This window comes from Streptomyces violaceorubidus (genome assembly GCF_000717995.1).
GTDB classification, from domain to species: Bacteria; Actinomycetota; Actinomycetes; order Streptomycetales; family Streptomycetaceae; genus Streptomyces; species Streptomyces violaceorubidus.
Map to the genome: position 1 here is coordinate 1 of NZ_JODM01000021.1, position 17,997 is coordinate 17,997.

Annotated in this window: 13 protein-coding genes and 1 tRNA gene; 8 read left to right on the top strand and 6 right to left on the bottom strand. The window is 68.7% G+C overall.

Annotated elements, in window-relative coordinates:
• The 3 genes from IE94_RS39955 to IE94_RS0122565 all read right to left on the bottom strand — a co-directional run.
• Nucleotides 1–552, bottom strand: a 552-nt coding sequence (locus tag IE94_RS39955) for a condensation domain-containing protein (protein WP_245235306.1), incomplete at its 3' end; no start/stop codon positions are given.
• On the bottom strand, nt 444–974 hold the full coding sequence (locus IE94_RS41205; protein ID WP_245235307.1) for a condensation domain-containing protein: 531 nt from the start codon (nt 972–974) through the stop codon (nt 444–446). The genes IE94_RS41205 and IE94_RS39955, both read right to left, overlap by 109 nt.
• Entirely contained in the window at nt 856–4,107 is a 3,252-nt protein-coding gene (locus IE94_RS0122565; RefSeq protein ID WP_051777607.1) for a non-ribosomal peptide synthetase, read from the bottom strand. Before IE94_RS0122565 ends, IE94_RS41205 begins: the two co-directional genes overlap by 119 nt.
• 271 nt (nt 4,108–4,378) lie before the next feature.
• Here IE94_RS0122565 and gntA point away from each other — a divergent pair, with 271 nt between their 5' ends.
• Nucleotides 4,379–5,086: a guanitoxin biosynthesis heme-dependent pre-guanitoxin N-hydroxylase GntA gene (gntA, locus tag IE94_RS35925; protein ID WP_106977964.1), complete on the top strand. Its 708-nt coding sequence runs from the start codon at nt 4,379–4,381 to the stop codon at nt 5,084–5,086.
• A gap of 104 nt (nt 5,087–5,190) precedes the next feature.
• Here gntA and IE94_RS0122575 read toward each other — a convergent pair whose 3' ends face one another.
• Nucleotides 5,191–5,850 (bottom strand): response regulator, encoded by a 660-nt coding sequence (locus tag IE94_RS0122575; RefSeq protein WP_030187199.1) that lies wholly within the window; start codon nt 5,848–5,850, stop codon nt 5,191–5,193.
• 77 nt (nt 5,851–5,927) lie between these two features.
• Between IE94_RS0122575 and IE94_RS37240 the strand changes: the two genes are divergently transcribed.
• The 4 genes from IE94_RS37240 (at nt 5,928) to IE94_RS35935 (ending at nt 11,763) form a co-directional block, all read left to right on the top strand.
• Nucleotides 5,928–7,541 carry a sensor histidine kinase gene (locus IE94_RS37240; protein ID WP_051777609.1) on the top strand — a complete coding sequence of 538 codons (1,614 nt, stop codon included), beginning with the start codon at nt 5,928–5,930 and terminating at the stop codon, nt 7,539–7,541.
• Nucleotides 7,542–7,956: 415 nt separating this feature from the next.
• Entirely contained in the window at nt 7,957–8,340 is a 384-nt protein-coding gene (locus tag IE94_RS41210) for a DUF6083 domain-containing protein (protein WP_078606563.1), read from the top strand.
• Nucleotides 8,341–8,902: 562 nt separating this feature from the next.
• Entirely contained in the window at nt 8,903–10,708 is a 1,806-nt protein-coding gene (locus IE94_RS0122585) for a DUF262 domain-containing protein (RefSeq protein ID WP_030187204.1), read from the top strand.
• 8 nt (nt 10,709–10,716) lie between these two features.
• A complete protein-coding gene (locus tag IE94_RS35935; protein WP_245235304.1) occupies nt 10,717–11,763 on the top strand; it encodes a CBS domain-containing protein in 1,047 nt (348 codons plus the stop codon).
• Between the two features lie 1,659 nt (nt 11,764–13,422).
• Here IE94_RS35935 and IE94_RS0122595 read toward each other — a convergent pair.
• Together IE94_RS0122595 and IE94_RS0122600 are read right to left on the bottom strand one after the other, a co-directional pair.
• Complete coding sequence (locus IE94_RS0122595; protein WP_030187206.1) at nt 13,423–14,172, bottom strand: hypothetical protein; 750 nt, start codon at nt 14,170–14,172, stop codon at nt 13,423–13,425.
• 236 nt (nt 14,173–14,408) lie between these two features.
• Nucleotides 14,409–14,480, bottom strand: a tRNA-Arg gene (locus IE94_RS0122600).
• Between the two features lie 178 nt (nt 14,481–14,658).
• On the opposite strand from IE94_RS0122600, the gene IE94_RS0122605 reads away from it, so the two are divergent.
• From IE94_RS0122605 to lysA, 3 genes are all read left to right on the top strand, one after another.
• Complete coding sequence (locus IE94_RS0122605) at nt 14,659–15,201, top strand: response regulator (RefSeq protein ID WP_030187209.1); 543 nt, start codon at nt 14,659–14,661, stop codon at nt 15,199–15,201.
• 128 nt (nt 15,202–15,329) lie between these two features.
• Complete coding sequence (nrtL, locus tag IE94_RS0122610; RefSeq protein ID WP_030187213.1) at nt 15,330–16,430, top strand: ArgS-related anticodon-binding protein NrtL; 1,101 nt, start codon at nt 15,330–15,332, stop codon at nt 16,428–16,430.
• An 18-nt stretch (nt 16,431–16,448) separates the two neighbouring features.
• Nucleotides 16,449–17,840 carry a diaminopimelate decarboxylase gene (gene lysA / locus IE94_RS0122615; RefSeq protein ID WP_030187215.1) on the top strand — a complete coding sequence of 464 codons (1,392 nt, stop codon included), beginning with the start codon at nt 16,449–16,451 and terminating at the stop codon, nt 17,838–17,840.
• Nucleotides 17,841–17,997 lie beyond the last annotated feature (157 nt).

Sequence of the window (17,997 nt, forward strand, 5' to 3'; positions counted from 1 at the left end):
CTCCAGGACCCGCTCCCGCTCGCCCTCCTCCAGCACCCCGATCCCGCCGACCCGCACCTGCGGATCGGCCACCACCGCCTCCAACACCCGCACGAAGCGCCGCGTCAGGAGCTCCGCCGTCTCCCTGTCGAACAGATCCGCACTGAACTCCAAGGCCCCGTCGATACCGCTCGCGGAACCGTCGGCGGCGAACTGCTCACCGAGGTTGAGCGCCAGGTCGAAGCGCGCCATCTCCGAGTCGAGAGGCTGCCCGGACACCTCCATGCCCGGCCAGTCGGGGAGCCCGTCGCCGGTGCCACGGCCCAGGAGGTTGTGCAGGGACAACATGGTCTGGAAGAGGGGGTGGCGTGAGGGGGAGCGTTCGGGGTTGAGGGTTTCGACGAGGCGCTCGAAGGGGGTGTCCTGGTGTGCGTACGCGCTGAGGTCGCTCTCCCGCACCCGGCTCAGCAGTTCGGTGAAGCTGGGGTCACCGGTGAGGTCGGTGCGTAGGACGAGGGTGTTGACGAAGAAGCCGACGAGGTGGTCGAGGGCGTCGTCGGTGCGTCCTGCGATGGGGGTGCCGATGGGGATGTCGGTGCCAGGACCTTCCGCCAGTGGGCGAGCTGCTGTGCCGCAATCGACGTGTCGTCGCCCTCGTCGCCCAGCAGCGTCTGCTGCCAGAGGGTGTAGTCGGCGTACTGCACCGGCAGCGGCGCCCAGCCGGGGTTCCGTCCCGCGAGCCGGGCGGTGTAGGCGGTGGTGAGGTCGTGGGCGAGGGGTCCCATGGACCAGCCGTCGGCGGCGATGTGGTGGACGACGAGGAGCAGAACGTGCTCCTCGGGCCCGGTGCGGAAGAGGGTGGCCCGCAACGGCAGGTCACCGGTGAGGTCGAAGGGACGCCGGACCTCCGCGGCCAGCGCCGGTCCGGGATCGGCGTCGGCGGCCGCGTCGACGGTCTCCAGCCGGGGCTCTGCCCGTTCCGTGGGCAGGACCAGTTGCCGGGTTCCGTTCTCGTCCTGGGCGTAGAGGGTGCGCAGGGCTTCGTGCGAGGGCGCCGCGAATGCGGGAGACGAGCTGGGTGGCCAGGAGGGAGTGCCCACCGAGGTCGAAGAAGCTGTCGTCGATGCCCACCCGGGCGACGCCCAGCACGTCCGCGAAGAGCCCGCAGAGGATCTCCTCCTGGTCCGTACGCGGCCGGCGTGCCGACTCGCGGGCGTTCGCGTAGTCGGGGGCGGGCAGGGCACGGCGGTCCAACTTGCCGGTGGGCGTCAGCGGCAGCTCGGAGAGGTGGACGACGGCGGCCGGGACCATGTGCTGCGGCATGTGCTCGGCGACGTGGCGGCGCAGTGCCGCGGCGTCGGGCTCCTCGCCCTCGGCGGCGGAGACGTAGGCGACGAGGCGCTTGTCGCCGGGCTGGTCCTCGCGGACCACCACGGCGGCCTGGCCCACCGTGGCGTGGGCGCCGACCAGGGACTCGATCTCACCGAGTTCGATGCGGAAGCCGCGGACCTTGACCTGGTGGTCGGCGCGTCCGATGAACTCCATGACACCTTCGGGCGTCCAGCGCACCACGTCTCCGGTGCGGTACATGCGGGAGCCGGACGGGCCGAACGGGTTGGCGGTGAAGCGCTCCGCGGTGAGGGCCGGGCGGTTGACGTAGCCGCGGGCCACTCCCGCACCCGCCACGTACAGTTCGCCCGCCACACCGGGCGGGACCGGCCGCAGTGCCGAGTCCAGGACGTACACCCGCGCGTTGGAGACGGGCGTGCCGAGTTCGGCCGGGGAGGCGTCGCGGACGACACCGGTGACGCTGTCGGCGGTGCACTCGGTGGGACCGTAGAAGTTGAACGCGGTCAGGCCGGGTACGGCGGTCAGGGCAGCGCGCAGGGACTCGCCGATGGCCTCGCCGCCCAGGACCACCAGGGCGGGCCGGTGCCGGGAGGCGTCCAGCAGGCCGGCCGCGATGAGATGCTGGCACTCGGACGGGGTCATGTCGACGACGTCGATGCGGTCCTCGTCGACCTGACGGGCGAAGGCCTCCGGGTCGTGCCGGGTGTCGTCGTCGATCAGGTGCAGTTCGTGACCGTGCGCGGCCATCCACAGGAACAGGCCCCAGGACGCGTCGAACGAGAAGGACGACGTGTGCGCCATCCGCAGCCGGCGTCCACCGACCGAGTCCGTGACCGGGGCCAGGACCTCATACTGGTGGTGGTGGAGCAGGTTGCTCAGGCTCGAGTGGTGGATCAGCGCGGCCTTGGGTCGGCCCGTGGAACCGGAGGTGTAGAGGATGTACGCGCCGTTGTCCGGGGTGGCGGGCGAAGCCGCGGGGGCCGAGGCGGGGCGGGCTTCGAGGTCCTGCCGGGTGCGGGGGTCGTCCAGGCGTACGACGGGCGTGGTGGAGCCGGCGGGCAGCGCCGCCCGGTCCTCGGCGGCCGAGACCGTCACCACGAGGGCCGGGGCGGAGTCGGCCAGCATGAAGGCGGTCCGCTCGGCGGGATACGCGGGATCCACGGGCAGATAGACCGCGCCCGCCTTCATGGCGGCGAGCAGCGCGACGACGGAGTCGACCGAGCGGGGCAGTACGACGGCCACCACGTCCTCCGGGCCGACGCCGTGCTCCACGATCAGGTGGGCCAGCCGGTTCACCCGCGCGTCGAGCTCGCGGTAGGTGACCCGGGTCCCCCGGAAGACGACCGCGGTCTCCTCGGGGGTGCGGGCCACCTGCTCCTCGAAGAGGCGCGGGAGGGTGTCCGTGGGCACCGTACGGTCGGTGCGGTTCCAGTCGACGAGCATCCGCCGGCGCTGCGCCGGGTCCAGGACGTCGACCCGGCCCACGGGCCGCTCCGGCTCCGCGAGCAGCAGCCGCAGGACGTCGAGCAGCTGCGCGGCCAGTTCCTCGGCCCGTCCGGCGGTGAAGACGTCGGGCCGGTAGTCGAGCTGGAAGCGCAGCCTGCCGTCCGGGATGGCGACGAGGCCCAGCGGGTAGTGGGTGGCGTCGTAGCTCTCGGTGCCGAGGATGGTCAGGTCCTCGGCACCCTGTGCGAGGGCCGACGCGTCCAGCGGGTAGTTCTCGAACACCATGGAGGTGTCGAAGAGGTCGCCCATGCCGGCCGTACGCTGGATCTCGGCAAGCCCCAGGTGCTGGTGCGCGAGGAGTGCGCTCTGCTCCTCCTGGACCCGCGCCAGCAGGGCGGAAAGGGGCTCCTGCGGACGCAGCCGTACCCGCACCGGCAGCGTGTTGATGAAGAGGCCGACCATCTCCTCGACGCCGTCGAGCTCCGGTGAACGCCCCGAGACGGTGGCGCCGAAGACGACGTCGTCCAGGCCGGTGAGCCGGGCCAGCAGCAGTGACCAGGCCACCTGGGCCACGGTGTTGAGGGTCAGCCCGCGGCTCCGGGCGAAAGCGGTCAGCGCCCTGGTCTCGTCGTCGTCGAGGCCGAAGCGGATGTGCTCGGGGACCACGGGGGCCTGCCCGGCCGCCGGCGGGGCGACCCGGGTGGGCTCCTCCAGACCGGCCAGTGCCCGGGCCCAGGCCGTGCGCGCGGTGTCGGTGTCCTGCCCGGCGAGCCAGGTGAGGTGGTCGCGGAAGGGGCGGGGGCGGGGCAGCCCGGAGGCGTCGCCGCGGGACAGGTAGAGGGCGAACAGGTCCTTCATCAGGATCTGCATCGACCAGCCGTCCAACAGGATGTGATGGTTCGTCATCACGAAGCGGAAGCGCCGCTCCGCGAGCCGTACCAGGGTGAACCGCACCAGCGGCGCCTGCCCCAGGTCGAACCTGCGGTCCCGGTCGTCGAGCGCGGCCCGCCTCGCCCGCTCCTCCCGCTCGGCCGCGGGCACTCCGGTCAGGTCCAGGGTGCGCCAGGGGAGTTCCACCTCGCGCAGCACCAACTGCGCCCACTCGCCCGACTTGCGCTGCCGGAAGGCGACCCGCAGATTCGGATAGCGGGTCAGCAGCGAGGCGGCGGCGGCGCGCAGCGCCTCCTCGTCGAGGGCGCCCTCGAAGTCCGTCGTCACCTGGGCGACGTAGACGTCGGTGCCCGCCCCTTCGAGGACGTTGTGGAAGAGGAGACCCTCCTGGAGAGGGGACAGCGGGTAGATGTCCTCGATCTTGCGTGGCTGTCGCGTCACTGCCGTCTCTCCCACTCCGACCGCACTTGTTGATCTGACCAGCGACGAAATACAGCTGGCAGCAATAGTGATCAGCAACCTATTCGGGCGGCCGGGAGGTCTGTCAAGGAACTTTAAGCGCAGCCGTTAACCCTCGCCTTAAAGACCGATGTGGTTCGGGTCGTGCCATGGTTGTCCCATTCAACCTCTCCCTTAAACAGAAGGATTAGAGGGGGAGGGATTCTCCGTCAATGCTAGGGTCGCGGCACTTGCTGGGGGAGCTGGAGGAAGAATGGCACATCAAGACCTGGTGCAGGAATTCGGCTTGTGGATGGAAAGTGATTCCTTCACTTGCCTCGGCGCGCGTGCGTCCCTGCGTCAAGATGTGCTGGTGACCCGTGTCTACGACGAGCTGGACACGGAGGAGGACACCGAGCGGCTGCACCGCGACCTGACCCGGTTCGTCGCGGAACGGCTTCCCGGGGACACGGATTTCGCCTCGTTCGCGGCCGTATTCCGCGGCCCGGTGCGGATCGGGGAGGAGGAGTTCGAGGACATCCTCTGGAGACAACTGGACCGGCTGCACCGCGTCGACGCCCGCGACCACGCCTGGGACGACGGATACTCGAGTGATCCCGAGTCGCCGAAGTTCGGCTACAGCGTCGCCGGGCACGCGTTCTTCGTGGCCGGACTCAATCCGGCTTCCTCGCGAGTTTCCCGGCGGTTCTCCCACCCGGTCCTCGTATTCAACTCGCACCACCAGTTCGACCGTCTCAAGGCACAGGGTACGTATTTCGGGCTGCAGCGCCGCATACGGGAGAGGGAGATCCGCCTCCAGGGAGACGTGAACCCCATGCTGTCCGACCACGGCGAGTCCTCGGAGGCCCGTCAGTACTCGGGACGCGCGGTCCCGGCGGACTGGCGCTGCCCGTTCCCCGCACACGCGGCGGGCGGCACCGAGGACGGACACCCGGGTGGCGGCGGATCCGCCCACCCGTGACGCCGCCCGCCCGTGCCAACCTCGGCCCCTGAAAAGCGTGATGACGCCGGCCGGTGACGACGCCGACCGTCGGCCCCTCCCACCTGCCGCGTCCGCGGCGAGGTTCACTCGACGCGATCGAGCAGCCCCGCCTCGTGGGCGATGATGGCCGCCTGGACCCGGTTGTCTACGCCCAGGCGGGTGAGGATGGAACTGACATGTGTCTTGACCGTGCCTTCGACGAGGCGGAGGCGGCGGGCGATCTGGGCGTTGGCGAGGCCCTGACCGAGCAGCGCCAGCACCTCCTGCTCACGCGCGCTCAGCCGGCCGACCCGCTCCCGGGCCGCGGCCCCGCGGGCCGTCCGGCCGGAGGACATGCCACGGATCACGTGGTGCGCCGCCTCCGGCGACAGATACGCCGCCCCGTCCGCGACGGCGCGCACCCCCGCGATGAGGTCGCGGGGATCGCCGGACTTCAGCAGGAACCCGCTCGCGCCCTCGCTCAGCGCCCGGGAGATGTAGTCGTCCTTGCCGAACGTGGTGAAGATGATGACCGCCGTGCCGACCCCGGAACGCAGGATCGCCGACGACGCGTCCAGCCCGTCCAGGTGCGGCATCTGTACGTCGAGGAGCGCCACGTCGGGCCGGTGACGCAGGACCAGCTCCACCGCCTCCCGTCCGTCGGAGGCCTCGGCGACGACCTCGATCTCCGGGTCTGCGGAGAGGATCGCGCGCGCCCCTGCCCGCATCATCGTCTCGTCGTCGGCGATCAGCACCCGAATCACGCGTTCCCCATCCCTGGTCGCTGTGCGGCCGTCACCGCACCTGCTCGTCTCCAGGATCCCCGATTCCAGGACCCCCGATGAGAGACTCAGCCGACGCCGCCCTGCCTGACTCCACGACCGACCGGTACCGCGACGCACTGAAGCGGCTCGGCCGGCACCGGGTCGTACGGGGCACCGCCCTGTGGACGGTCCTCACCGTACCGGTGCTGTTCGAGTCGCCCGCCGTGTGGGACGCGGGCCCCGTGTGGTGGCCCTGGGCCGGTGCCCTGCTGCTCGTCCCGGCCGTCGTGCTCAGAGAGCGACGCCTGCCCCTGTCCTGGGGCCTCAGCGCCGTGTTGAGCCTGTTCAGCCCCTGGTTCGCCCCCGCCATGCTGGTGATGACCTACCTCGCCGGCCGACGCGACCTGAAGGGCCGGCCGGTGGAAGTGGTCGCCGCGGCGAGCGCCGTGCTGGCCGCACTCGCCGCCCTCGGCGCGAAGTCCGGCTACACCACGACGCTGCTCAACAGCGCGCCGCTGCTCGTCGGCGCCGTCACCGCCTGGCTGGCCGGCCGCCACCGGCAGCAGCGCCGCGAACTCGAACTGGCCGGCTGGCAACGCGCCCGGCACCTCGAACGCGAGCAGCAACTGAGCGCCGACCGGGCCCGGATCAGGGAACGGGCGAGGATCGCCCAGGACATGCACGACCACCTGGGCCACGACCTCACCCTCCTCGCCATGCAGGCCGCGGCCCTGGAAGTCGCCCCGGCGCTGGACGAGTCCACCCGCTCCACCGCGCGTCAACTGCGCAGCAGCGCGGGAGCCGCCGTCAAGAGCCTCAGCGACATCATCGGCGTCCTGCGGGTGGACGACGACGCACCCGAGTCGTCGGGCCCCCGCGAGGACGTGACGGCGACGGTGGACCGGGCCAGGGCCGCCGGAATGCTGGTCGACGTCCGGCGGGTTGGCCTCGACCTGGAAGCGCCGCCGGTGATCGAGGAGGCCGTGCAGCGCGTGGTCCAGGAAGCCCTCACCAACGCCGCCAAGCACGCCCCCGGGGCCGAGGTCCAGGTCCGGCTGGAACGCCTGACGGACCTCACCGTCGTCACCGTCACCAACGGCGCCTCCGGCCAGCCCGCCCGAAGCGGCGGCGGCCACAGCATGGGCCTGGTCGGCCTCGCCGAACGCGCCCGCGTCCTGGGCGGCACCTTCTCCGCCCACCACCGCGACGACGGCTTCGAGGTCTCGGCCCGCCTCCCGCACACCGGCGTACGACCCGGCACGAGCCCCCCGGACGACAGCCCCCCGTTCGAAGCCCCCGCCACCCACGCCGCCCAGCACCACGCGGAACAACGCGTGCGCCGCAGCCTGGCCGTCGTCCTCGCCGTACCCGTCGTGGCGGTGGCCGCGGCGGTCGCGGTGTCCGTGGTCTACCTCTCGCGACAGGTCGACGACATGACCCTCAACACCGAGACCTACCGGGGCCTCAGACTCGGACAGAGCTGGGAGGACCTGCGCTCGGTCCTGCCCTCCCAACAGGTCTACGAGGGAAGCGGCCCCAGCACCTCCGCCCGCGTCCCCACCCCGCCGAACTCCCTGTGCAAGTACTACCGCGCCGAGGGCGGCGGCTTCTTCGCCATGGAGGCCAAGATCTACCGCCTCTGCTTCGTCGAGGGCCAACTCGCCTCAAAGGACACCCTGGACGACACGTGACGGCGGCAGGTCGGCGAGTTCACAGTTCCGGGTGCACGCGTCCCCGCCCCCCCCGGTACTCACGCCGGCCGAGCAGCAACACCGGCATCTCGCCGACGCCCCTCTGCCTCCCGACGTCGGCACGGCTGGTGTCCTGCCACCCTCTCCGGGCCGCAGCACCCCAAACCGCTCGAACTCACCGCGCGCGACGCCACTGACGACAACGCGATCGTGACCCTCACCCCCGCAGGCCACCGCACCCCCTTCCGCTGCCACCCGCAGTCGCCTTCGCCGCATCTCGGCCGCGTGTCGTCGGTCGTTAGTTGCCGGCTGCACCTGCTGTATCGCATCGTGCATCGCTGGTGGGCTGCTGCCCCAAGGATTCCGTCCGGTTCGCGCTCTACGCCTGAGCTGACGGACCGGCGACCCTCACGGTATGGGGCCATTAGAGAAGGTACCGCGGCGGCTGAGTGGCGGGCAGTCCCGTTGCCCCGACTGCGGGCTGTTGCAGGACCGGGCGCCGACGCTTGAACAGGAATGGGTGCTGCTGGAGCCGGACATGAGACCCCTGGCTCACACGGTGCCTGCGGAGCACCGGTGGATCGAACTGTCCGATGGGAGGGTGACGGTCTACGGGGTATGTCCGCCGGATCAGTTCCAGCGGTGCCGCGTTGAGCACCGCCTCGTCTGCTCGGCAGGACCTCTGCCAGATCTGTGGCCGTGCTTGACGTCCCTACGCGAGGAGAACGCGCGACGAGTGGAACGACAGGCCGACCCGGGGCAGTCCCCGCCACCTGAGGAGTGGCCGGACACCGGCTGACGTACGCCCGGGAATCTCGGGGCCGACCATGGGAGACAGCCCAAGACCCTGTCCACGAACAGTCCACGGACCAGACAGACACCCGCTGCGAGCGGCACACGCCTGCACTTACGCGAAGACCCGGCCTCAGCGTTTCCGCCGCCGACCAGATCTCGGGGGCACCTCATGCAGGGTGCCCCGGCAGGATTCGAACCTGCGTACATGGTTATGGAGAGGGCTTCGAGTTCACGAGTAAATAGCTGGTCAGAGTCTCGCGAGCCCTGGACCAGGCTTGGCTCGTCCACAGGTGGTCCATGGCATGTCGATACCGCGCGGAGGGTGGGCTGCGCTTCAGCGCAGGTCGTTCCAGCTTTCAGTATGGTTCCTCTCCTCCCTCAGGGCACGGTGCCCTGCAGCATCCTGCCAGCGAGCTGACTGCCCCGAGGCCGCGATGAGCGCGACTCCTCCACCGCGACCGGTCGCCGTTGCAATGCGCTCTGAGCAGTTGACACGCGTCGAACCGCCCTGCTCGTATGGGCAGTTGCATGGTTCTGATCCAACTGTTGGTGGGGGAGTAGGCGTCGTGGCACTGGATAATCCGGATCTCAAGGACGTGCTCAAGGAAGTCGCCTCCGGTGCTCTTCAACTTCCAGACTTTCAGCGGGATTGGAAATGGGACGACGAGCGGATCAGGGCGCTCATCGCGACGGTGACGTTGAAGTATCCGCTCGGCGTGGTCATGTCGCTGCACACCGGTGGCACTCCGCAGTTCAAGGCCAGGCCGCTCCAGGGTGCCGAGGTTTGCGAAGGCGCTACGCCGGATTTGTTGCTGCTGGACGGGCAGCAGCGATTGACCTCCCTGTTCCAGGCGCTTCACCAGGACAGACCAGTGGAGACGCGGGATTCCCGGGGCAAGGACATGAAGGCCTGGTACTACGTGGACATCGCCAAGGCGGTCGGTTCACCCGCAGATAGGGATGAGGCGATTCTGTCGGTGCCCGAGGAACGCACGCTCAAGCGGGACTTTGCTCGCAAGGTGGTGCTTGATCTGAGTACTACCGAACGCGAATGCGCGACCGGACTTTTTCCGCTGAACTTTGTCTTTGACACCCACCGTGTGGGCGCATGGCAGCAGGAGTTCGTGCGAGATCCAGGCAACTGGCCTCTGTGGATGAAGTTTCAGGACCAAGTCCTGAACAACGTGCTGTCGTTCGACGTGCCGATGATCAAGCTTGCGTCCACCACCACCACGGATGCCGTGTGTGCAGTGTTCGAGCGAGTGAACACCGGCGGCATGCTACTGAACGTCTTTGAGCTGCTGACGGCCACCTATGCGGGAAACCAGGATTACGTTGTCCAGCGAGGGGATTACTACCGACTTCCGGACGAGTGGAAGCAGATCAAGTACGTGCTGACTACCGCGTATCCGGTGTTCGGTCGGCCTGAGGGCGGTCCGGAAGAGGGGCTGAGCAGCAGCGATTTCCTTCAGGCAATCTCCCTGGTCCGTACCTGGGAGGCGAAGCAGGCCGGGACGGTCACGTCCGTCTCGTGCAAGCGCCGGGACCTACTCAATCTGCCCCTCGCTGATTTCATCCGGCTGGCGCCGCGGGTGGCCGGCGCCTTCGCATGGGTGGGCGGTTTCCTGGAGCGCCAGTCCATTGTCCGTACGAGTGACCTGCCGTACCGCACCCAGTTGGTTCCGCTCGCGGCGGTTCGAGCGCTCATCGGCGACGAGACGGATGCCCCGGGAGCCGATGAGCGGATCGCTCAGTGGTATTGGTGCGGGGTCCTCGGCGAGATGTACGGCGGCTCGCTGGAAACCCGCTTTACCCGCGACACCGAGCAGTTGATCGACTGGATCCGGAGTGGCAACAGCGTTGTACCGGACACGGTCGCGGAGGCGGCGTTCCTCGACGACCGGCTGAATACACTGACCACCCGAAACAGTGCCGCGTACAAGGGTATCTACGCTCTGCTTATCAAGCAGGGCGCCGTCGACTGGTACTTCACCGACAGGCCGCTCGCCCCGGGGCAGCTGATCGAGCACGCCGTGGACGTGCGGCTGATCTTTCCCAAGGCATGGATCACCAAAAATGAGCCCAGCAGGGCCAAGTACGCTGATTCGATCGTCAATAAAACCCCACTGTCGCTTCGCGCGAGTAAGAGCATGTCGGGCCCGCCCAGTACCTACCTCAAAACGCTCTCGCTAGAATCGGGCATGCGGCCCGCGTGGTTCGAGGATGTAGTGGCCACCCACCTGGTCGATGTGAGCACCCTACGCGAGGGCGACTTCGTCCGCTTCTACGAGAACCGGGCGAAGCAGCTTCTGGACCTGGTGATGGCGGCTATGGGCAAGCGGACCGTCTTCCGCGACTCGATGGAATCGTGAGTGCGGCTATGGTGCAGATCCCTGGCGAGGAGCAGCTCCTCGCCCTCAAGGGCAAACAGATCCCTGTCCAGGAACTCCTCGCACTATTCGGCACCCGTCTACGCAATGAATTGACGGTCCCGCCTATCGAACAAGCCCTGAAAGACGTTGGCCTGTCCACCCTGCCATACTTTGGAACCTGCAACCACGGCGCTGACGTCCATATGGTGTCACTTCAGCATGCGCTGGTACAGGAGCCGGCCGATGCGGCTGGCGAGCCCGGGGAGGTGCCGTCCGGGGGGCTGCCAGCGCGTCCGCTGCGGGTCGGGGACATCCCCTCCGCGGTGGGGGGCCTCTTCTCCGTGACACCCGACATGGCACTTACTCAGGTGACCTACTTGATGCGAACCAAAAAGTACTCCCAAATTCCTGTTATTGAGGGGGACTCGACGCTGCACGGCGTAATCACGTGGAGTTCGGTCGCGAAGGTGTACGAGACTACTTCCGCTGCGGTACTGGCGGAGGCGATGGTGCAGGATCCGCCCGTCGTCGAGGCCCACCACGACTTTTTCTCTCTGCTTCCCCGGATCTGCGAGGAAGGTTATCTCCTGGTCAGAGCGAACAACGGCACTTTCAGCGGGATCGTGACAGCAGCCGATATCACACAGCGCTTCGAGGTAACGGCCTGGCCGTTCTTCGTGGTGGGAGAGATCGAGTCCCGGCTGCGAAAGTGTCTCGGTGCGAAGATCAGTGCAGACGCTATCCGAGCAGTGCAAGGACCGCCCAGCAAGCAGACTGGCCTGATCACTGATCTGATGTTCATGGGCTATGTGAAACTGCTGGATGGCGAGCAGCAGAACCCCCGTGCTCCGCACGCGATCGGACGACAACTGGCAAGCGCTCGGGTGGCCGGGCGTGGACCGAGGCCAGTTCGTCCGCCAACTCGACCGAGTACGCGTCATTCGCAACAGCATCGCGCACTTCGACGCCGAGCCGCTGACCCCGAAACTCTGCGGAGAGCTGCGGGAGTTCGTCGGACTGTTGCGGCAGATCACCTGACTCAGCGGTCCGGGTAGGGCCGGTGAATGGCATCGATCCGGATATCCCCCTGAGAAGGGTCTCGGCGTAGTCACGTTACGTCCGGTTTGTGTCATCCGAGACCGAGGAATGCGAGGAGCCATCGGCGATCGGGGGGGGCGTTGCGTCGCAGGCCTGCGACGCAACGTTGGAGCACAATGGTCTCTTAAAGCGGGTCTCCGCAACTCCTGCAGATGTCTTCGCCATCGTCGTACATAACGCCGCAGCAGTATGTGGGGCCGCCGCTGACTTCATAACAAGCGCTACACATTTGAGACTCGTCGTCCCAGTCAGTCGCGTTCTCGACGGGATCGTCACAGCCTGTACAGGCAAGCGCTGTCACCGCGCGGCACCCCAGCAATCGGAGGAGGTGAACGGAGAGCAGTAATCGCTGTCGTGTCGCTCCGAGTAGTCGCTCATGTTGGCTGTCGGCTTACCACAGTTCGGACACGTGGGGTGTTCACCCTGACATGTGCGACTGTTGTGCCCACCGAGTCCACATACGCTGCATGCCATGACGACATGGTAGATGAACCTCAGCCGTCGGCCCCAGGGCTTTGCCAAAGACTGGATGGCATGCGGTTTGTGATCAGGCGAGGCCGAGGCAAGCGAGGGGGGCGGCAGGCGTTGCGTGCGTTGCGGCGGAGGCCGACGGGCATGTTATTGGCGCCGTTCCCAGCCGAATAGGTCTGATGGTCAGATTGCGCCAGGTCGCCATCGTTCGCTGTGCATTTGCCTGTCCGCAGTTGGGAGGCGTTCTCGGCTGGCGGTGTGGGAGCGGTTTGTGATTGCTCGTGAGGCGGTGGGTGAGGTTCTGGCGGAGCCTCGGGGAGGCCGGGACGTGGTGCCGGTCGTGGTGGCCGGTGAACGGCCGATGCAGGTCAGGCAGGCGGTGCCCGGCTCAGTGGTGCCTCACTGGGAGGAAGGGCTCGCCCCGCATCAACCATCTTCCGGTGCCAGCAGCTTTCCAGCTGCCCGTCGCGGCCCTCGAGTCAGCCGGGAACCGGCATCGCATCGCATCACGTACGACGGCCCACTCCACATCGCTCATGTCGGACGGATGCTTCGGTCGCCTGTGCGGCCGGTCCGCGGCATTCCCGAACCGGTGAGCGAGACAAACACACGACAGAGACGCCGAGTCGGACGCCATCGATGCCGACACGGAAGACTGCAGCACCTGGGGCCTCCTGTTGCTCGGTTGGCTTCGTCACCCTCGAGCTGTGCGGGAGGCCCCGCTTTCATGCCCCGTCGGCCGCGAGATCACCCGACCAAGTCGACGGCCTCGAACTCACGCCCACCAAGATCGATGGAGCAACAGCTTCCTACGCCTGACCAGCGGAAACACAACAGCACTCTCGGAAAGACCAGGCATCTGAGGCCAAGCGGGTAGCCCGAGTGCTTGAGTGCTACTGCGGTTTTCCCGTACCAGTGGAGCCGGTACTCGTTTTCGTGGGCGTGACTGATCTGAAGGTCGTTGCCACGCAGCTCAGCGTGCGCGTGTACCGGGAGCATGAGGTGGCGGCACTGGGGCCGCTCTCCGGGGTGCTGACGGCCGCGCAGGTCGAGCATGTACAGCGTCGCTCGCCATCGACAGGCGTGGAGCCAGGTCTGAGTCAGCCCGTTGCAGCGAGAGGTCAGTCATCTCTGCCGGAAGCAGTTCACCCGTCCCAGTGGGTTGCAACGGCATCTGCGACGCTGAAGACAGCGTCACATTCGGCGCATTGCGCTCTACCAAAAAGATAGGTCAACTTGCCCGCGACATCGGGCTGGTTGTCGGCAAGCGCGCGACTGTGCAGTCTTTGGGCAAGCCCCTCCAGCGCTGATGAGTCTGCGGGCTGAAGAGGGATCTTCTTTGCCGCGGTCTCGTTCATGTACATGCTGTCTGTGGTCGAGAAGAAGCCGTACTCACCGAAGGCTATGAAGTTCTCGGCGCTGCACGCGGGGCAGGGCACTTCGTACTCGTCATCGTTCAGGCCGTCGAGTTGTTCGCCCCAAACCTCGACGTCTTCGAAGCCGAGGAGTGCGGCGAGCAAGTAGACGTAAGTTCCGGGGTCATCGCTGAGGCTCGGATCCCGAAGAGCTTCCTCAGTCAGTTGCAGCAGGTCGGACATCTCCGAGGCGTATGCCACGTGGGGATCTGGCTCGCCGTATGGCTGGTCAGTACTGGCCGCGATGGCGCCGGCCAGCAAGAGTGGTGGCTGCCTGTCGGCAGGCGACCACTGGCGCGCCAGGTCTCGTAGGGCCGGCAAGGCGGCATGGCTTGCCGGGTAGACGGTGCCCTGATGGCACAAGCGGGACCAAAGCTCGGTCCAGTCTGAGTCGGTCGGGGCTTGGCTCACCCTGTCGAGCAGACCGGGAACGTCTTCTGCCGTGCCGTAGGCGTGGTGGAGCTGCGACCAGTCCGTCATGCCAGCGATCTAAGCAGTCGGGCACCGCAGACTTCACGCCTGGGGCGTGCCAGTCGCGCTGTCGTGGGAAGCAGTCAGCGACCTGCGGCGATGCTCCAAGATCCCGTCCACGCCTTGCCCACGAACCACGGACCCCGACATACGGCCGCTCCGGGCCGCACACGCCAGCACATACGCGAAGACCCCGGCCTCAGCGTTTCCGCTGGTGACGGGGTCTTTGGGCACCTCATGCTGGGTGCCCCCGGCAGGATTCGAACCTGCGCACACGGCTCCGGAGGCCGTTGCTCTATCCCCTGAGCTACGGGGGCGTGTCCGTCGCGGTGGTGTTGCTCGCGGCGACGGGTAGAACACTACCAGCTCGCCCGGGGTGGTCATGAACGGGTTTTGGCGGGCGGGGGCGGTGCCAGGGTGGGGCGTTGTCGCCCGCGGGGGGTGGAAGTGGGGAAAAGCCGGACGCGGTGGCCGGTCCGGACCTACTCTCGAGTTGTGCCTAGGGCGTCCGGCCGGATTCTTGTTGTCGACGACAACAAGGTCATCCGGCAGCTGATCAGGGTCAACCTCGAGCTGGAGGGCTTCGAGGTCGTGACCGCGGGCGATGGTGTCGAGTGTCTGGAAGTCGTCCATCAGGTGCGACCCGACGTCGTGACACTGGACGTGGTCATGCCTCGGCTGGACGGGCTGAGAACCGCCGCCCGGCTGCGTGCCGATCCGCGGACCCGGGACCTGCCGATCGCGATCATCAGTGCCTGTACGCAGTACGAGGTCGACGCCGGGTTCGCCGCGGGGGCCGACGCGTTCCTGTCCAAGCCCTTCGAGCCTGCCGAGCTGGTGGGTCTCGTACGGCAGTTGGCCGAGCGGAAGATCAGTGGACCCGGTGGACCCGGTGGACCCGGTCGATCCATGGGGCCCAGTGGATCCAGTGGGGCCGTCGTCAACGGGTTGTCCGGGACGGGCGGCTCCGGGGGCGGGGTCTCGCTGCCGCGGATGCGTGGGCGCGCGGGGGAGAGCGAGGCGTCCGCCCAGGCGTGAGGGACCGACGCCGGGGGAGCCCGAGAGACCCTGGCTCGCCCAGCTGACGGGGACGGCCCGCGTCCATATCCCGGGACTGCGGCAAATCGGTTCGCCTACCCACCCCCCTCCTCGCCTACGCTGGTCCCGTGACACCCGTAGAGCTCTCCCGCACCGTGCTGCACGCGGTGCGTCGCGCCGTCGAGGCGGGGGAGCTGAGCGTGGCCGTGCCGACGCGTGCCGTGGTCGCGCCGCCGGGGCCCGGAGGGTGCGGGGACTACGCCACCGGCATCGCCCTCCAGCTGGCCCGGCCGGCCGGGCAGCCGCCGCGGAGGGTCGCGGAGGTGCTGCGGCCCCACCTCCTCGGGGTCGAGGGGATCACCGACGTCGTCCTCACCGGGCCGGGGTTCATCAACATCCGTCTGGACGGTGCCGCCTCCGCCGTCGGGGTCGTCGGCGAGGTTCTGCGCCGCGGGGAGCGGTACGGGTACGCCGAGGGGCCCGACGGTCGCGTCGTGCGGCTGCACTGCCCGCACGACCTGCGTGCCGTCGTCGTGGCCGAAGCAACCGCGCGGCTCCTGCGCTCCCAGGGGGCGCTGGTGCGGGTGAGTGCCGAGGGGTTCGAGCCCGCGTGGGCCTCCGTCCTGGGGGCGGGAGTCGACGCCGTCGGGGTCGCGCCCGCCGGGCCGCCCGCCGAGCTGTCCCTCGACGTCCGGCCCGTGCCCGTACCCGCGTCCGCCTCCGGCGAGCTCCTCGCCCTCGGGCGGGACGCCGGACGCTGGGCCCTGCTCCACCCCGCGGCCCACGACCTGCCCCGGACCGGCGAGGAGCACCTCGTCCAGCGGGAGAGCAACCCCCTCTTCCGGGTGCGGTACGCGCACGCCCGTGCCCGGGCCGCCGCTCGCAACGCCGCCGACCTCGGTTTCACCGCCGCACCGGGCCCCCTCGGCGCGGGCGCCGAGCAGGACCTCCTCGCCGCTCTCGCCGACCACCCCCGTGTCCTCGCCGCTCTCGCCGACCACCCCCGTGTCCTCGCCGCCGCCGCGGACCACCGTGCCCCCGACCGGCTCGCCCGGCATCTCGTCACCGTCGCCGACGCCGCACTGCCCTTCCTGCCCACCGTGCTGCCGCGTGGCGGGGAGAAACCCTCGGCCGCCCACCGTGCCCGGCTGGCGCTCGCCGAAGCCGTCGGGGCGGTGCTGGCCGGCGGCCTGGCCCTCCTCGGCATCGACGCACCCGACCACCTCTGAGAGAGCGCAGAAGACGCCATGAGCCGTTCCGCACACCCCGCCGGGCCCCGTCACGCCGACGTCCTGCCCGAGGGGCACTACTCCGCGCCCGCGGACGATCTGAACGCCCTCGACCCCAAGGTCTGGGCCCGCACCGTCGGGCGGGACGCGGACGGTGTCGTCACCGTCGGCGGGATCACCGTCACGCAGCTCGCCGAGGAGTACGGCACTCCCGCCTACATCCTCGACGAGGCCGACTTCCGGGAGCGGGCGCGGGCCTGGCGCACCGCCTTCGGGGCCGACGCCGACGTCTTCTACGCCGGGAAGGCCTTCCTGTCGCGCGCCGTCGTGCGGTGGCTGCACGAGGAAGGGCTCAACCTCGACGTGTGTTCCGGTGGGGAGCTGGCCACCGCCCTCTCCGCCGGGATGCCCGCCGAGCGGATCGCCTTCCACGGCAACAACAAGTCGCCGGAGGAGATCGAGCGCGCCGTACGGGCCGGGGTCGGGCGGATCGTGCTCGACTCCTTCCAGGAGATCGTGCGCGTCGCCCACGTCGCCGAGTCGCTGGGCCAGCGGCAGCGGGTGCAGATCCGGATCACCGTCGGCGTCGAGGCGCACACCCACGAGTTCATCGCCACCGCCCACGAGGACCAGAAGTTCGGGATCCCGCTGGCCGGCGGGCAGGCGGCCGAGGCCGTGCGGCGGGCCCTGAAGCTGGACGGCCTGGAGGTCATCGGGATCCACTCGCACATCGGGTCGCAGATCTTCGACATGTCGGGGTTCGAGGTCGCCGCGCACCGGGTCGTGGGGCTGCTCAAGGACATCCGGGACGAGCACGGCGTCGAGCTGCCCGAGATCGACCTCGGGGGCGGGCTGGGCATCGCGTACACCAGTGACGACGATCCCCGCGAGCCGCACGAGATCGCCAAGGCGCTGACCGAGATCGTGACGAGGGAGTGCGAGGCCGCCCGGCTCGCCACCCCCCGCATCTCCGTCGAGCCCGGGCGGGCCATCGTCGGGCCGACGGCCTTCACGCTGTACGAGGTCGGCACCATCAAGCCGCTGGACGGGCTGCGGACGTACGTGTCCGTGGACGGCGGGATGTCGGACAACATCCGCACCGCGCTCTACGACGCCGAGTACAGCGTCGCCCTCGTCTCCCGCACCTCAAACGCCGAGCCGATGCTCGTGCGCGTCGTCGGCAAGCACTGCGAGAGCGGGGACATCGTGGTGAAGGACGCGTTCCTGCCGGGGGACCTGGCACCGGGTGACCTGGTCGCCGTACCGGCGACGGGGGCGTACTGCCGCTCCATGGCCAGCAACTACAACCACGTGCTGCGGCCGCCCGTGGTCTCGGTGCGGGACGGCGCGGCGCGGGTCGTCGTCCGGCGGGAGACCGAGGAGGATCTGCTGCGTCTCGACGTCGGGTGACGCCCCGCGGCGGAGGAGCCCCCGGCCACGCCCCGCCCGAAGGAGCGGGAGGGTGAAGATCTTCCGGCTCGCGACCCCTCCGAAAATGAAATAAACGTCTCACGATCCGGACGAAAGGCAGAAAATCCCGTCCGGTGCGTGAGACTGGTCCCACCGT

Coding starts and splice junctions, on each gene's coding strand:
- gntA (WP_106977964.1), top strand. CDS start 4,379: ATGGCACATCAAGACCTGGTGCAGGAATTCGGCTTGTGGATGGAAAGT.
- IE94_RS37240 (WP_051777609.1), top strand. CDS start 5,928: ATGAGAGACTCAGCCGACGCCGCCCTGCCTGACTCCACGACCGACCGG.
- IE94_RS41210 (WP_078606563.1), top strand. CDS start 7,957: ATGGGGCCATTAGAGAAGGTACCGCGGCGGCTGAGTGGCGGGCAGTCC.
- IE94_RS35935 (WP_245235304.1), top strand. CDS start 10,717: ATGGTGCAGATCCCTGGCGAGGAGCAGCTCCTCGCCCTCAAGGGCAAA.
- IE94_RS0122595 (WP_030187206.1), bottom strand. CDS start 14,172: ATGACGGACTGGTCGCAGCTCCACCACGCCTACGGCACGGCAGAAGAC.
- lysA (WP_030187215.1), top strand. CDS start 16,449: ATGAGCCGTTCCGCACACCCCGCCGGGCCCCGTCACGCCGACGTCCTG.